15 protein-coding genes and 2 tRNA genes are annotated in these 16,562 nt (G+C 44.5%); 5 read left to right on the plus strand and 12 right to left on the minus strand.

The genetic code is table 11. The features are described 5' to 3' along the window. Positions 1–17: 17 nt before the first annotated feature. Positions 18–908, minus strand: coding sequence for a LysR substrate-binding domain-containing protein (locus L0992_18030; protein XGB69929.1), 891 nt, complete (start codon positions 906–908; stop codon positions 18–20). 101 nt (positions 909–1,009) lie between these two features. On the opposite strand from L0992_18030, the gene L0992_18035 reads away from it, so the two are divergent. Beyond that, positions 1,010–1,621, plus strand: coding sequence for a LysE family translocator (locus L0992_18035; GenBank protein XGB69930.1), 612 nt, complete (start codon positions 1,010–1,012; stop codon positions 1,619–1,621). Between the two features lie 113 nt (positions 1,622–1,734). Here the strand turns inward: L0992_18035 and L0992_18040 are convergent, their stop codons facing one another. Beyond that, on the minus strand, positions 1,735–2,295 hold the full coding sequence (locus tag L0992_18040; protein ID XGB69931.1) for a hypothetical protein: 561 nt from the start codon (positions 2,293–2,295) through the stop codon (positions 1,735–1,737). Positions 2,296–2,594: 299 nt separating this feature from the next. Here L0992_18040 and L0992_18045 point away from each other — a divergent pair, with 299 nt between their 5' ends. After that, complete coding sequence (locus tag L0992_18045) at positions 2,595–3,524, plus strand: VirK/YbjX family protein (protein ID XGB69932.1); 930 nt, start codon at positions 2,595–2,597, stop codon at positions 3,522–3,524. 20 nt (positions 3,525–3,544) lie between these two features. Here the strand turns inward: L0992_18045 and L0992_18050 are convergent, their stop codons facing one another. The 6 genes from L0992_18050 to L0992_18075 form a co-directional block, all read right to left on the minus strand. Next, on the minus strand, positions 3,545–4,783 hold the full coding sequence (locus L0992_18050) for a DUF1501 domain-containing protein (protein XGB69933.1): 1,239 nt from the start codon (positions 4,781–4,783) through the stop codon (positions 3,545–3,547). A gap of 8 nt (positions 4,784–4,791) precedes the next feature. Then, positions 4,792–6,153, minus strand: a complete 1,362-nt coding sequence (locus L0992_18055) for a DUF1800 domain-containing protein (protein XGB69934.1) — start codon at positions 6,151–6,153, stop codon at positions 4,792–4,794. A 140-nt stretch (positions 6,154–6,293) separates the two neighbouring features. Further along, positions 6,294–6,725 carry a GNAT family N-acetyltransferase gene (locus tag L0992_18060; protein XGB69935.1) on the minus strand — a complete coding sequence of 144 codons (432 nt, stop codon included), beginning with the start codon at positions 6,723–6,725 and terminating at the stop codon, positions 6,294–6,296. Between the two features lie 185 nt (positions 6,726–6,910). Continuing rightward, positions 6,911–7,333: an N-acetyltransferase gene (locus L0992_18065; protein XGB69936.1), complete on the minus strand. Its 423-nt coding sequence runs from the start codon at positions 7,331–7,333 to the stop codon at positions 6,911–6,913. A gap of 101 nt (positions 7,334–7,434) precedes the next feature. Continuing rightward, a complete protein-coding gene (locus L0992_18070) occupies positions 7,435–7,773 on the minus strand; it encodes a PhnA domain-containing protein (protein XGB69937.1) in 339 nt (112 codons plus the stop codon). A gap of 198 nt (positions 7,774–7,971) precedes the next feature. Further along, the gene (locus tag L0992_18075) at positions 7,972–9,135 is read right to left on the minus strand and encodes a threonine/serine exporter family protein (GenBank protein ID XGB70374.1); all 1,164 of its coding nucleotides are present in this window, start codon (positions 9,133–9,135) and stop codon (positions 7,972–7,974) included. Between the two features lie 521 nt (positions 9,136–9,656). Between L0992_18075 and L0992_18080 the strand changes: the two genes are divergently transcribed. The 3 genes from L0992_18080 to L0992_18090 all read left to right on the plus strand — a co-directional run bounded on the left by L0992_18080 (position 9,657) and on the right by L0992_18090 (position 10,341). After that, positions 9,657–9,731, plus strand: a tRNA-Gly gene (locus L0992_18080). Positions 9,732–9,769: 38 nt separating this feature from the next. Then, positions 9,770–9,844: transfer RNA gene (locus L0992_18085), tRNA-Gly, on the plus strand. Positions 9,845–10,083: 239 nt separating this feature from the next. Then, positions 10,084–10,341: a hypothetical protein gene (locus tag L0992_18090; GenBank protein XGB69938.1), complete on the plus strand. Its 258-nt coding sequence runs from the start codon at positions 10,084–10,086 to the stop codon at positions 10,339–10,341. A gap of 98 nt (positions 10,342–10,439) precedes the next feature. Here L0992_18090 and L0992_18095 read toward each other — a convergent pair whose 3' ends face one another. From L0992_18095 to L0992_18110, 4 genes are all read right to left on the minus strand, one after another. Beyond that, positions 10,440–10,931, minus strand: a complete 492-nt coding sequence (locus L0992_18095) for a hypothetical protein (protein XGB69939.1) — start codon at positions 10,929–10,931, stop codon at positions 10,440–10,442. A gap of 113 nt (positions 10,932–11,044) precedes the next feature. Further along, on the minus strand, positions 11,045–11,575 hold the full coding sequence (locus L0992_18100) for a cupredoxin family protein (GenBank protein ID XGB69940.1): 531 nt from the start codon (positions 11,573–11,575) through the stop codon (positions 11,045–11,047). A 106-nt stretch (positions 11,576–11,681) separates the two neighbouring features. Further along, positions 11,682–14,825: an efflux RND transporter permease subunit gene (locus L0992_18105; protein XGB69941.1), complete on the minus strand. Its 3,144-nt coding sequence runs from the start codon at positions 14,823–14,825 to the stop codon at positions 11,682–11,684. After that, positions 14,822–16,561 carry an efflux RND transporter periplasmic adaptor subunit gene (locus L0992_18110; protein XGB69942.1) on the minus strand — a complete coding sequence of 580 codons (1,740 nt, stop codon included), beginning with the start codon at positions 16,559–16,561 and terminating at the stop codon, positions 14,822–14,824. The genes L0992_18105 and L0992_18110 overlap by 4 nt, the downstream gene beginning before the upstream one ends. Position 16,562: the final 1 nt, after the last annotated feature.

The raw sequence follows: 16,562 nt of genomic DNA on the forward strand, positions 1-16,562 counted from the left end.
CTTCTGACGTAAGGAAACTATTTGTTTTTAATAACTGGAATACACTGCGACAACTCGCTCTTCAACCAAGCTACGAAAGAATTACCTGACTCGTCCTGATTGCTATCTTGCGTGAGCAACATGTACTGATGGCCAGAAGGTACAAATCCAAACGGCGCGATCAAGTTACCTCTTTCAATATCATCGGCGATAAGTGGATAAGACCCAAGCGCTATGCCTAACCCGTCGACAGCCGCCTGAAAGCAAAAATAGAAGTGTGCAAATGTTTGGTTCGCAGCAGCTTTTGACAGCTCTCCGCTATTAACTGTGTCTTCAGTGATGGCTCCCCAATCACTCCAAGCATCAGGTCGCGTGGTACTGTGCAGTAATTTCACATCACCTAAGTTATCTTTTACCTGTTGCCAGTAATCCGGGGAACACACAGGGCCTACCCACTCTTCGACTAACGGTATCTGTTCGTAACTTTCGGTTAATTTAAAGTCATCTCGGCGAATCGCCATATCGAGGCCAGTCGCATCTAAATTCACTGCCCCACCAGCTGTAGACAAACGAACATCAATGCCCGACTCAGCGTAAAAATCCCCTAAACGTGGCATCAACCAACGCATAGTTAATGTTGGCTCGCACGACACCTCAAGTGCATGGTTGTTGAGTTGGTTGAGCTTTTGGACGCCTGTACCCAACGCCTGAAACGCTTGCTCTGTGTAACCTCTGAGTAACTCACCTTCTTTGGTCAAACACACATTACGACCCTGCTTATAAAACAGAGTTTGAGACAGATGGTTTTCCAGAACCTTGATCTGTTTGCTCACCGCACCATGGGTAATGTTGAGTTTTTCTGCCGCTTCACTGTAACTCGTAGAGTGAGCTGCGACATGGAAAACATGAAATGCTTTAAGATGCCTCATGTGTGATTATTTCTCACAGTTTAATGGAATTCATTTCGATTATAGGCAGCAATTAAAAACCATACAATGGCGGCTCATCAAATAAGAGAGTTGGAGTATTTATGGAGTGGTTAAGCTTAGCGGTGTTAGGACTATTGATTGTCATAAGCCCAGGAGCTGATTTCGTTTTGGTTTTGAAGAACAGCGTTAATCAAGGAAGACAAGCCGGTATTTGGACTGCAATAGGTGTCAGCCTAGCGATTTGTGTTCACATCAGTTATTCGATGCTAGGCATTAGTTACTTAATCTCACAGAATGAGCAGCTTTTCGACATCATTCGATACGCAGGGGCCGCTTACCTTATTTACCTCGGCACAAAAGGCATCCTAAGCGCAGACAGCAAACTCGCACCTATGGAAGGAACGACGCAAAACATCAGTATCTGGCGCTACTTAGCCCAAGGCTTTTTGTGTAACGTACTCAACCCAAAAACCATGTTGTTCTTCTTGAGTATCTTCAGCCAAGTGATCTCACCTGACGCTGCAAACCAACATGTCGCACTCGGTTATGGGCTTTACATGATTGTTCTTCACGGCTTGTGGCTCGGAATTGTCGCAATGTTATTTACTTCAAATACGTTGCAAAAACACTTGTTGAAAGCCAAGAAGAAGCTCAATCAAGCATGTGGAGTTGGATTGGTAACATTCGGAGCGTTGTTGGCGGTTAAGTCTTAAATAGAAGCTAAAACTAAACAACTCAATGGCACATTATGCCATTGAGTTGATTTACAATTTTCAGCTCAGTTAACCGGTTGTAAAGCAGTTAATAATTTGAAGGCAACTAACGATTAGAGCTGCTGAATCTTAGGCGTTTCTATGTTCCATTCTTCATTGATGGTCTCTGATCGCGTAAGCAGACCCTCAAGATAAATTGAAACTTCTTCACTTGATTCAACTGTAAAATAAAAGTCCTTCTCAGTTTCCTGAGCGGCAAAAATTAGGTCATCAGTTAAAGTCAATGTGTTGGGTTTAACTGTATACTCACTCGACATTTCGATAGAGTGGTAACGTTTGTATCCGTCGACAACGGTCCCTCTTGGAACATTGCAGCGCGCTTCTTTAACAACGTAACTACCTGGCTTGATATTATCAAATAATACGTACTCTAGATCTTCGTAGACTGTCATTCTCAACGTCTCCGGTTCTTGAGCCAGTTCCTCGCCAATCTTTTCGTACATTAAAATCGAAAAAGTATCACACGGATAAGCGCTACCAACCTTAATGATCTTTGTAGTAATACCTATAGCTCCATCTCCATGAGGAGCAGATAGAGTATTTGACGCATTATGAGGTAACGTCATACAACCCGTTAAGCTTGCCACCAAAGCCATTGGCAGAAAATATTTCATATAAAGCCTTTATTCTTATCAAGATAATTATTCGGCGACCCTATCATTAAAAAATCAAACCGAAAACGCCAATTAATAAAACATTGATATGTTTGGCATTATTTTATAAGAATACTGACAGTTCTCTTATTTATCTCCCCTCCAAGCAAGCTCTCCCTAATCGCGTTTAGCTATCTTGATTTAAAGAAACCAACGTGATCAGGTTTCACGATTTTTTCACTAACACCTACTTATCATTTTATGGAGCATCGTTCTTTATTTACAACAATGCTTTTTTTGTTTTCTAAGTCGAGGTAAACGTGCAAAACTTTCGTCAAATCGTTGAGCTTTCAAATGTTGTACACCCAAATACCAAAGGTTTAACCCGAATCAAGAAAAATATGCGTTTTACACTATGGGGCGTTATGAACCCAAAGATCATTCACAAGGTGCGTCAGCTTAAAGAGAAAAACAACCTATCAAACCTGTTAGAGCAGAATCCCAAAATCTTTGAAAAGCCGTTAAAACCATTTATCTGTGTTGGCATCAAGCCTAAAGCACGAGCTTCGTTACTGCATTCTCACTTCGAAATTTTAGAACAAACATTTGGTTCAAATACAGTGCATTTGCACCTTTCTAACGTAGAACTTCTAACCTTTTCAGACAGGAATGGAGATGAGTTCAGAATTGAGACTTTCTCGGGGGAGTCTCGTGAAGGCTCCCTGGGGATCAGACTCGTCGAGGCCAATACCGGGCTGACTATTTACTCGGTCACCTTTAATGTCTCTGATAACAATGGGGGTCGAACCATGCACATCGGCTGTCTACAAGGTACAAACAAGCGTATTGCCAACAGCCAAGAGAAGACCAAAGAACTGACGCGTTCATTGCACGGACTAAGACCGAAGTCACTCATGGTTGAACTTGCAATTATGTTTGCTAATTATATGAAAATTGATGAAATTTTAGCTGTTTCGAATAAAGGTCATATCTACCAAGCGATACGCTATATCGGTTCTAAACGTGGATCTATAACTTTTGATTACGACACGTTGTGGACTGAAAATGGCGGAGCTTTGGTCGATAAACATTGGTTTTTCTTGCCCATTAAGCCTATTCGTAAAGATACCGACGCACTAAAAAAGACTAAACGCCGCTTGTACACAAAACGCTATGACTGGATCAAGCAAACTGAAGAGCAGATCATATCTCGGTTAAACGAAATCAAATCTACTCCCAAGTTCCATTAATTGTTAAGAGAAACGCCCTACTAAATGATTTCCAGTGGCTTTACCATTTCACTATCAGGGAAGATGGTGTCGAGTTGCTTTTCTTCTATCGACAGATGCTGATTCAACACGCCTTTGATTACGCCTCGCATGTCGGTGGTTGGTTTGAGATCTCGCCCTTGGTACAGATTCCCTTGGCTTAATCCCGGCCAGTTTGCGATAACTCGGCCTCCAGATTCGCTTGAACTCGATATGCTTGAATCCTTGTTAGCCATTGCCCCACCAGCAACCAACATGACGTTACCAGTGCCATGATCGGTGCCTTTTGTGCCGTTTTCCTTAGCTGTTCGACCAAACTCACTGGCGGCGATGATCACCGTGTTATTCCAGCGTGACCCTAACGATTCCTTCAGAGCCGCTAACCCTGCATCCAAAGTTTTAAGTTGATTACTCAACCTACCGTTAACGCTGCCTTGATTTGCATGGGTATCCCAACCACCGAGTTCTAATGCTGCGATGTTTGGCCCGTTATCAGCAGATAAGATGTCGCCAGTTTTACTCATCAATGACTTAAATTGTTTACCAACGCCTTGGTCACCCACCAACTCATCGATTTTCATGACGCTTTCAAAGTTAGCTGATAGCATCTGGTCACTTTGGAAGAGTTCTTCAAGTAGCTCTGTTTGTTTATCACGTGTTTTTAAGCGGTTTGGATACCAACTTGCCACGGTAGATTCACCCTGCATGATGAGCGGCAGGCCTGAGTCAATTGCGATTCCATCGTATTGTTCGGAGCTCAGCGTGAGCAAACGGTTAAGCCACCCTTCTGTATTAAAAGGGTCGGAAGTGCCGTTTTCTAATATCTTTTGTCCATCAAAATGAGAACGCTCACGATAAGCGGTTGAGCACGCGTGAACAAAGCTAAGTTCTTTATTTTCATACCATTGATGGCAACTTTTAAGCGAAGGGTGTAACCCAAAGAAACTGTCTAGCTTCAATAGCTGATCGGGCTTCAAACCGATATTCGGTCTTAGATCTGCGTAATCAGGATCAGCATGAGGCACCACAACGTTTAACCCATCCATCGCGCCACGCAGTGAGATCCAAACAAAGATATTGTCTGAACGTGTTTTGGCAAAGCTTGGAAATGGCAACATCGCACTCACACCAACGGCAGCGGCCATACCCATAAACTGGCGTCGATTAATACTTTGCAGGCTGTGATCGTGTGGCTCATCACTCGGCGACTTCATACTCTGCGAACCGTTTGTCTTTTTCATACCCACTCCTAACGATATTGAAACTGTGGGCTTAACCACAACAGGGAAAGTTGCATTGCAGCACTGTCGGCTTTGCTCAATACAATTTGAGTATGTTCATCAATCGCATCGCCATACAAAGCTGCGATAACGTTATCCACTACCGCCTTTGGTTTTGTACCAGACGCTTTAGCCGACTTTATCGCGATTGAGGCGAGCCGATTAGCGACTTGCATACGTTGGGTTAATGCCGAAGGGCTGTTGTAGTCTCTGTCTTGATCCGACCATCCTGCAGGTGAACCCGGTTTAAAAGGTGGTTGGCCTAGCGTGTTGAGAGTGTTCAGTGCTTGCTTATCATTAAGAGGAATGTCGGCACTGCGAAGTACCGCAAATAGCCACTCTTTCGGTGGTCTGAATCTATTGGGCTTGGGTTCGTTTGCTTCTTTGCTTCCCAGCAACAAGCGATAAACGGGCAGTAACTCACCATTACTTTTTAGATATGTCGCGATCATTTGTTCTGAGAGATCTTTAGGCGTGTCACCAATAAAATGCTCGCAAAGCTTATCAACCAAATGTTTCGCTGTGTCTTGGTGGGTGGCTAAGGCTTTTAAACACGACTCCCCTTGTGAGATACCTGATTGAGAGTAGGATTTTCCAAGTAAGGTGATACTGCCTGGTTCATGGAGGTTATTGGCGAATCGAAAACCAGCATTTGGAGATTGGAATTTAATACCCCACCCCGAGATCGCTTTGGCCAAGGCAATTACATCTTGTTGGTTATAGGAACCATCAACACCGAGGGTGTGGAGCTCTAGAATTTCGCGAGCGAGGTTTTCATTCAGCCCCTTATCACGGCGCTTACCGACTTTGGAATTGGGCCCAATGGAAAGTTGATTATCAAGATACAAAAGCATGGCTGGATGTTTTGAAGATGCCATCAGCATGTCGCTGAAATTACCATTCCAATGCTTGCGAACTACATCATTTTCAATACTTGCAGCTAAGGGCATTAGCTTTCGATTGTCGACCGAAATGGCGAAATGGTTACTCCAAAACTGAATGATGCGCTCTTGAAAACCATAAGGTGTTTCAACGCTTTGCAGATGGCGAGCTTGAGCTTGTTGTCGGTAGTGAGTTCGAAGAAAAGACTGCGCCTCTTTCTTCATTGCTTGCATCTTTTGCTCATCACCCTTGGCTTTCTTTCGCTGTTCACGATTTTCACCAACGGTTATAAGGATAGATTCAGTTGTGGGTAAAGCTTGAATGGACTGATGAACAAATGGCTTTTTATCCAACTGTTCTAAAGGCGAATAATAGCCTGTTTGACCTAATCTAGGCCCAAAACCAAACCTTTGCTCACCCACGATTTTTGAAGTCGGGTAATAATTCATTGCACACTCCCTTACGCTCGATATGTTCTAAGTGTAATCGCTTAGTCATCAAGCATAGGGAGCTTTACAAGGTTTTACGTTAGATGGGTGTCAGGTGCCTATCAAGTTACAGACACGGTGTGATCATTTTGAATGAATGTCTATTTACGCCACATATATACAAACTGGTCGTTTTGCGAAGTGATTTTAAAACCAAACCTTAAATACAGCTCTCCAACGCGATTACCTTGCAGATAACACAATTCAACTGGCTTACTGAGCCTGTCTGCGTGAGCTAAACAATCGATGAGAACTTGACTACCAATGCCCTTGCCATGATATTCAGGCAACAAGAAGAATCGGCAAAAGTAGAAGTGGTCACCTTTGTCTTGCAGCAACACACTGCCAATCGCTTTGCCCTGATACTCAATGATTTCAGGCCTTTCCTCTGCCCACTCTTCGGCGTGTATATCTCGTTGAACTTGCTCATCCCAGCCAAAAACCACTTTGATTGGCTCAAATTCAGCCGCCTTTTTTAGCTCGAACAGAAATTCATAATCTGATGACTGAGCAGGTCTTGTCGAATACTTCAAAATATCTCCAACAATAATCGATGAACTATAACCAAAGAAACCACCATCAATGGTGGCTTCAATTTAATAAAATCTCGCTAACGGAAAATAAGCGATATAAGCAAGTGCCATGCTTTAGTGTTCATTTTGGGTCTAGCTGATAGCGCAACACCTCTTGCTCGTCTGACTATTCACTAAGCCCAACGCTAGGCTAAATGCATGGTGTATTCTTGGTGCCCTGTGTGCTCATCGGCTTGTTCACTTACGATGTTAAAGCCTTGAGAAAGGTAGAACTCAATAGTCGCTTGATTCTCTTTGTACACATTCAAAGACAAATTAGGGCATTCAAGCTTGGCATGTTGCATGAGCTGTTTCCCGATACCACACCCTTGATGCTCAGGGCAGACAAAGATCGCGGCCAATATCCCTTCATAAAGTGAATAAAACCCGCGAACTTCCCCTTCAACTTGGAACACGTAGGTTTGTGATGCAGGAAGGTAGATATCGCGCATATTGCCCACTTGTGACTCCCAAAATTCAGGCGCCATGAAATTATGTGCCTTAATAGAAGCCGCAAGCCAAATATTTAGGACCGTTTCGGTGTCGGCTGCGCTGTATTCTCTGATCATCTTGATTCTCTAACGTTTGAGTTTGACTCTGTTTGCCAGTCAGTATGCTCAATATCGACCCAAAAGCATTGAACATTTACGACAATCGTCCGAAAGAAGAGTTACTGCTTTTTCACGTACTTTGCAGTCACCAGCATTTCACCGCCACCATCAAGCTTACAATCTAGCTGATGATCTTTGCCTTCATTGATACGTCGAATCACTGCTTTGGTACCGATTTTCAGCACGCTAGAGCTGCCTTTCACTTTTAAATCTTTAATGAAGGTGACTTTATCACCGGTATCTAACACTGCACCGTTAACGTCCTTTACACGCGTAGCTTCTCTTTCTAAACGCTCTTCTTCTGGATTCCATTCATAAGCACACTCAGGACAGATTAGGTTGTTTTGGTCTGGGTAGACATATTCAGATTGGCATTGCGGACAAGGAGGTAAAGACATACGTTAATACTTCATTTAAATAGAATTTGCGTCCATTTTAATGACTCTTGCTAGGCTTAGCGAGCACAAATCCAACCAATTATCTCAAGATAAACCTAACGTCGGAAAAGAGCGGCTCTAAAACGAACAAACACAGCTATTAAGCTGCGTTTGTTTAAGAAACGAGGTTGCCTGAGCGGCAGTTGTAATCTGGTCAGATTAACGCTCTACTTTTGGCGAGTAAATCGAATACGCAGTGATTTGCCCTGCCACAATCGCGGAGAACATAAACAGCGCCGATAAACCGATACTCGGGATCGGCAAGATAGATTGTTCAAACACCGACTGACTGGCACTCACCAATACACGGCTACCCGGAACCAAGATGATGATGCCTTGCACGATGTAAATAGACCCCGTGAGCTCCATTTTTTTAGCAATCCAAGTACCGTATAAAGTGATAAGAACGGTGGTTACCCAAGTACCGACAACCCAACCACTATCAAAACCAAGATAGAACGGGCCCCACATACCCAAAACCGCAACTGGCAAGCCAAGTAAGATGTCTTTAGGGCGCGCATTGAACATCACACCGATAGACACAGAGATCAACACCAAGCCCGATATGTGCATCCACATCGGTACCGCATTGGTATAATCGATGGAGACCGCTTGTCCCCATATCGCTTCACCAATATTGAGACCCATGATAATCCCAACAAACAGCTTGATGAGCGTTAATGCACTCTGCCCTAGCAAACTGGTACCAGAGACGAGATCGTTGAAGGCCAAACATTCTAATGCGTTAGCTATTGATAATCCGGGGACGAACAAGACGATTGACGCAATACACAACGCCCACACCGGGATCGGCAAACCTGTACTTGCCAAAAACGCTACAAAGATACCCGTCAATAATGCTGAGATAAATTCAACCGCAATTGCGCGACGTGAATGGAGGACTTGCTGACACACCCAAACCATCAAGCCCAATAACGCAGAAAAGCCAACCGCTTCCAACGTACTGCCGACTAGCATCAAATACGCAGGTGGAATACCCATATTAGCTAGGGCAGTAACAAATTTAGAGTAGCCGACAGGTTCTGGCACTGGCTCACTGCTCGGTTGGTTAATGCGAATGATGGTATTTGCCAACAAACTCAGGTTAATTGAAGCAGGTTTTAAACGCTTAAGAATAACGGCGTTGTTATCGTCTGGAAATTGATAGTTAATCGCAGTTGGCGTTGCTTGGATCATCACATCCACACCATGCTTTTTTGCATAGAATTGTGTGTACTTTTCAAGCTTATAGGGAGCACAACCGCTGCGGTGAAGAGTGTCACCAATTTCAACAATTTTGTTAATTCTGAACTGAGAAGGCATGGGTATTTTAGGCGAGACAAAATGTGCGGCAAATGTACCAAACGACAGACGGAATGACGAGACTTTTGCGTGAATTATCAACTAAATTCGTTACTTTTTTCTGCGAACGCACAGAGGCGTGTATCACTCTACTCATTTGGGATTAGTTTAGTGAATAAAACGAATCATTCGTAAGTTAAAACCATGCATCCACATTGTTATAAACGCACTTATAAATTTGGCTTAAAGCTCGATTGTGTTAACACGTTCAACCTAAGAGTTTGCCTACGTTGGTGAGGAAATAACATTCAATATCGGCTCATAAATTCACCCCAAAATCCCTCTCAAAAAATAATAAACTAACTGTGACGTTAAACCTTGAGCTTAACGAGAGTTTAGTCACATTTTATTCACTCTCAAACCGGCAGATATGATTGAAAAACTAGCGTAGTGGTGGTTATGCGAGCACTTAGAATAAAAATGAAAGAAAAAGGTTTCGTTTTCAGTTAGATGTGGCATTATCAAACTCGTTAAGACGATGTGCGTACATCGTATAATGGCTATTACCTCAGCCTTCCAAGCTGATGATGCGGGTTCGATTCCCGCTGTACGCTCCAGTCCTCTTGATGCCTCAGTCTTACTCATAAGACAGTGTGCGTGCATCGTATAATGGCTATTACCTCAGCCTTCCAAGCTGATGATGCGGGTTCGATTCCCGCTGCACGCTCCAACCCTATTTAGGCTTTATTGAGCCGAAACTCATATCCCAACAAAACATCTTCAACACAGATTCTATTTTCTACAAATAAACTCATTAACCCCTCTATCGTTTACCATTTTCATACCTATTGCTCATTGTTCTGCTTTATTGATTTTCGAAATTGTTCCAATTTAATAATCTTGGTCAATATCCTAAAAAACGGTTGTGTTAATGTGCGCGCATTATCAACAACCCCAAAACAATTAAAAATGCTTAAAAGCAATGAGTTAACAATCAACATCGAAGCAATCAATGTCGCATTGTCAAAAGTCGAAAATGCGAACAAAATTCAGCTTAATACGTTGAAGGGTTATGTGAGCAGCGAACCAGAACAGGCCGTGCTTGCGTTTCGTTCATTGAATGAAGTGGAATCGATCGACGACAAACTTAAGAAGATCATGTCAGAGTTACCACACCTTAGTGGCGAAGCTCACCATCTACTAGAAACATCGATCCTATTACAGTAGTGGCCAAAAAAGATGAGTCTTAACTAATGTATATCAACATAGGTTAAGACTTACTTGTTAATTGCGTGTCTATCGGCGCAGTAGTGAAGCGAATCTAACTAGTCATCACTACCAAAATGCCACCATTTCTTACTGTTTTCTTCACGTTGTTGTTGACCCTTTTCAGAACCTTTACCTTCCTCTTTACGCTCTTGATCGGCTTTCTTGTCTTTTTGCTTTTCTAATCCCGACTTTTCGTCTTGCTCATCCATATCATCTTTAAGCTTTTCTTTCTTATCTTTGAGCTTTTCTTTACTTTCTTCGAGTGCTTCTTTTTCGTCTTCTAATTCATCAAGCTCTTTATCTAACTTCTTCTTGTCTTTCTTATTCTTACTTTTTGTCGCTTTCTTTTTTTTCTCTTCGATCATTGAATCAAGCTGCTTCTCACGATCATCAATTTCGCCTTCAACTTTTTTTGCCTCAGCGAATGTTTTGACTTCTTCTAAATCGGGCTTACCTTTGCCAGCCCATTCAGGTTTGGCTGCAACACTGTGAGTCGACCAAGCTAATAAAGCACTTGATACTGCAATCACTAGAACTGTTTTATTCATCCTTAAACTCCTATTCCTTTAGTCTTTTAAACTTAATACCTAAATAGCACTAAAACAAGGTAGCCATACCTACCACTCATCCCTTTGAAGTAAATATGGCTTGTTTATCAATATTATAGCGTTACTGCTTTGGCCATACCTGCTTCTGCGTGTCCTGGGATATTGCAGGCAAATTCTACGTGATTATCACCGTGAAAATGCCACAGCATCTGTTTCGCTTTGCCCGGCTTAACCGTGACTGTACTGCCCGAGTCATGAGCGTGATTACCCATATTTTTCATCATCTCACGATGCTCTAACTGCTCTGAAGCAGAACCAATCGAGAATTCGTGGTCAATCTTGCCTGTGTTCATCACGACGAACTGCACTACGTCATTTGGCTCAATATCAACCTTGTTCTTAAAGGTGATTCTCATGTCATCACTCAGTAGAACATGAACCACTTTATCGGGTTTAGCGCCTTGAGCTGGCATGCCAACTTCCGACATACCTTCCATGTCCATCATTCCATCCATATTCATCATCTTCGAATGGTCCATCTTTCCACCCTTCATCATGCTGTGATCCATCTTTGAATGATCCATTTCAGCAAAGGCGCTTGCAGTAGTCAGTGTTAGAGCGATAGCAATTAGTGTCTTTTTCATGGTCGTTCCTTAGATTAATTCAGATATTTATTTGTTAGTTTCACATGTTCATGTGGTACGCCCTTACCCACTCTGTTTTGGTAAGTAAGGACAAGTAATCAATACGTTATTTGTTTGTCTCGTTTTGGCTGCGAGTGATCTCACGCTGCTTCCAGAGCTTAAAGATTGCGGGCAGCACCAGTAGAGTAAGCAGCAGTGCAGACGCCATTCCGCCTATCATCGGCGCAGCGATTCGTTGCATCACTTCAGAGCCTGTTCCTTCGCCATACATGATTGGAATTAGGCCAATGATCACCGTAAGAACCGTCATCATTACTGGACGAACACGAAGCCCTGCCCCTTCACGAATGGCATCAGTTAGGTCAGCTTGTTTAAGTGTTTGTTGGTTCTCCTCTGCATCGAGCTTTTTGTAATGCCAAGCTTGGTTGAGATACACCAACATGATCACACCTATCTCAACAGCAACCCCGGCAAGCGCGATGAAGCCCACACCCACCGCAATGGAGAAGTTGTAATTGAGGACATGCATTAGCCATAGGCCGCCAACCATCGCGAGTGGCAATGTCAGCATAATCATCATCACCTCACCGACACGGCGGAAGCTTAGATAGAGCAACAACATGATGATGGCGATGGTGATTGGCACAACGACACTTAAACGTTCTTTGGCGCGCTCCATGTATTCGTATTGACCAGACCAGGCGAGCGAGTAACCCGCCGGTAATACAACTTGGTCAGCAACGACTTGCTGCGCTTCTGCCACGTAAGAACCAAGGTCACGACCATCAATGTCCACGAATACCCAACCGTTAGGACGCGCATTCTCTGTTTTAATCATTGGCGGGCCATCTTCGTAACGAATATCCGCAACATCAGATAAAGCGATACGAGCACCGTTTGGCGTAACGAGTGGCAAGTTCTGCAATTTAACGACAGAGTCACGATAGCTTTGTGGGTAACGTACATTGATTGGATAACGTTCTAGCCCCTCAACGGTTTCGCCCACATTCATGCCACCCACCGCAGTCGAGATAACCTGTTGCACTTCTTTAATGCTCAAGCCATATCGCGCAGCCGAGCGACGCTTGATGTCTATCGTCACATAACGACCACCAGCCACACGTTCGGCATACACAGAAGCCGTACCACTGACACCATTCAAGATAGGTTCAAGTTGCGAACCAATATCTTCAATCACGCTCAGATCCGGGCCTGCGATTTTGATACCAATGGGGGTTTTAATACCAGTCGCTAACATGTCGATACGGGTTTTGATTGGCATCACCCACGCATTGGTTAAACCGGGGAACTGAATCAGATCATCAAACTCTTTACGCAGCGACTCCGTAGTGACACCGTCACGCCAATCATCTCGAGGTTTCAGCTGAATAACCGTTTCAATCATGGTGAGTGGTGCAGGATCGGTTGCCGTTTCCGCACGTCCGATTTTGCCCCATGTGGTTTCAACTTCTGGGATGGTCTTGATCAGCTTATTGGTTTGCTGCAGCAATTCACGAGCCTTACCTATTGAGATACCCGGATACGTGGTTGGCATGTACATCAAATCCCCTTCGTCCAAAGGAGGAATGAACTCACTACCAAGCTTGCTGGTTGGGTAATAGGCAGACGCCATTAAGCCAAGTGCGATAACAATCATCACCTTTGGATATTTTAGGCTGAGGTTTAGAAGCGGCTTGTACATCGCCACTAGGCTGCGGTTCACCGGGTTTTTGTGTTCAGGTAGCACGTTGCCGCGAATGAAGTAACCCATTAGCACAGGCACAAGCGTGATAGCCAAACCAGCGGCGGCGGCCATCGCATACGTCTTGGTAAACGCAAGTGGCGAGAACATCTTGCCTTCTTGTCCTTCTAACGCGAACACAGGCACAAAACTCAAGGTAATGATGATGAGCGAGAAGAACAGTGGCGCACCAACTTCTTCTGCCGCTTTGCCAATTACCTGCCAACGGTTTTTGTCAGTGAGCGGAGTCCGTTCAATGTGTTTATGAACGTTCTCGATCATTACTATGGCACCATCTACCATGGCGCCAATCGCAATCGCAATCCCTCCAAGAGACATGATATTGGCGTTAATACCCTGCCAATGCATCACAATGAATGCACCCAAGATACCGACAGGCAGACTTAGAGCGATAACCAACGACGAACGGATATGGAACAGAAACAGCGCACACACGATCGCAACCACGATGAACTCTTCAGCCAGCTTCTTCCATAGGTTTTCAACGGCTGAATCAATCAAAGTTGAACGGTCATAAGTCGCGACAATCTCGACACCATCAGGTAAGCCCGCTTGCAGTTCAGCGAGTTTGGATTTAACCGAGTCGATCACTTCACTGGCATTTTCACCAAAGCGCATCACGATAACGCCGCCAACCGCTTCGCCCTCACCATTGAGTTCAGAGATACCACGACGCATTTGCGGGCCAAGGTTAATGTCAGCAATGTCACCTAATAGCAGCGGAGTACCTTTGTCGGTCACTTTTAACGGCAGAGATTGAATGTCTTCGATGCTTGTCAGGTAACCGGTCGTACGAACCATGTGTTCGGCTTCGGCAATCTCAACCACTGAGGCACCTGTTTCTTGATTACCATCTTGGATTGCCTTGTTGACTTGCTGAAGCGTCAGGTCATATGCACGTAACTTGGCAGGATCAATCTGTACTTGGTACTGCTTCACCATGCCGCCAACGGTCGCCACTTCAGACACGCCTTCTACGGTTTGCAATTCATACTTCAAGAACCAATCTTGCAAGCTGCGAAGTTCCGCTAAGTCATGCTGACCGGTTTTATCTTGCAACACGTAGCTGTAAACCCAGCCCACACCGGTTGCATCTGGCCCTAGTGTTGGCTTGGCACTCGATGGCAAGTTAGGTGCAACTTGGCTTAAGTACTCCAACACTCGTGAACGCGCCCAGTACATATCGGTATCGTCATTGAAGATGATATAGACATAAGAATCACCAAAGAACGAGTAACCACGAACCGTTTCAGCTCCTGGTACAGCTAACATGGCGGTGGTCAATGGATAAGTCACCTGATCCTCGACCACCTGCGGGGCTTGCCCCGGATAACTGGTTTTGATGATCACCTGAACGTCTGACAAATCAGGAATGGCATCGACCGGTGTATTTTTAACGCTGTATAAGCCGCCAAATACGATGGCTACAGTGGCAACCAGCACTAAGAATCGGTTACTGATAGACCAGCGAATGATTGCATTGATCATAGTTCGCCCTCACCCGTGCTATTCGTCGGTTCGAGAGATTTGAGCACATAATCAGAACCTTGCTTCGCCACTAGAAACCGAATGGTTTGACCCTCGGCAAACTCAGATAAATCAAGGTCGTCACTAGCTTGGAAGTTCATTTCACCCGCTTTCCAATTCCACTCAGGGACTGGTTGATGCTTTACGGTGATCATGCCAAAATCTGCCATCAACATGGTGATGTTACCCTTCACCCACACTTCACCCGCCATTTGATGCTCGCTGACCTTGTAATCAACAACTTCATATTGGCCTGATTCCGTTTTCATCATTTCAAAATCCACCACTTTCCCGCGCTTAAGCTGACTGATGTCCAAGCCTTCAGCGAAGGTGAAGTTCATCACCATGCCCGGCCAATCCCATTCAGGAACGGGTTGGTGATTGATGGTCGCCATACGGCTGCCTTGCATCACATCTGCAATTTCACCTTTTGCCCAAGCTGTGTCTGCTTGCTCTTCCACACCACTGATTCGTGATAAATCCGCTGATTGGCTAGATTCAGAATCCAGCATGAAGTGCGCTGATGTCACAATGTGTTCGCCTTGTGTGAGCCCTTGCAACACTTCGATCTTGTCACCCGCTTCACGACCTACTTCAATGCGTGCTGAACGGTATTTACCTTCACCTTCAGACAACACAACACGAGTCATGCCACCGGAATGGATAACCGATGAACTAGGAATGGTAAGAACTTGATCGTCACTGATTGGTTTCAGTGCAATATTGGCGAACATGTTCGGTTTGAGCTCGCCATTAGGGTTAGAGAACTTCAAGCGAACGCGTAAGGTTCGAGTTTTAGGATCAAGAATCGGATATACGTAATCCACATTGCCTTGCCACTCTTTGCCCGGAATCGCATCAAGTGTCATCTCTGCGTTACTGCCCGACGAGATCCAGTGCGCTTGACGTTCAAACACTTCGGCATCAACCCATACTTCGTCTAGAGGACCAGCACTGATGACTGCTTGAGCAGGCGAAAGATAACCACCCTCACGAATATTGAGGCTAGCGATAACGCCATCTGCAGGCGCTTTGATTTCTATGGTTTGTGAAGCCTTGCCTTGACGAGTAATCGAGCGAATCTGCGCTTTATCAACGCCCAAGGTAACCAAACGTTCAGTCGATCCTTTGATCAACCCTTTACGACCGGTTTTGTATGCACTCAGCAGCTCTTCTTGCGCCTTAACAAGCTCTGGAGAGTAAAGCGTGAAGAGTACATCGCCCTTATTCACTTTCTCACCAACCGCATTGATATACAGTTTCTCAACCCAGCCAGCTGCTCTTACGTTGGTTTGCCACAAAGAACTCTCGTCGAACGCCACATAACCGACAGTTTCAATGCGTGGCGACAAAGACTCCAACTCAACCTTTGCTGTTTTAACGCCGAGATTGTTCTCTACTGACGGGTCAATAAATACAGTGCCAGCTTTGTCTGAGCCACCACTTAAGTCATCGGTATAAACAGGAATCAGATCCATGCCCATTGGTGATTTACCCGGCTCGTCGCGCTGATAATTTGGATCCATTGGTGCCACCCAATATAAGGGTTCATCGTTCGCAGGTGCGGACGCGTTTCCCTCAATAGCCCCAGCCATTGCGGATATGTCGTGTGCCTGGTTAGCTAGAAAATGATTCGCACCAAAACCTAATGCGCCACCAACCAACAAAGCGATTGTTGCTACTTTTACTGAACTCATT

The organism is Vibrio pomeroyi, from assembly GCA_041879425.1.
Taxonomy (GTDB): Bacteria; Pseudomonadota; Gammaproteobacteria; order Enterobacterales; family Vibrionaceae; genus Vibrio; species Vibrio pomeroyi_A.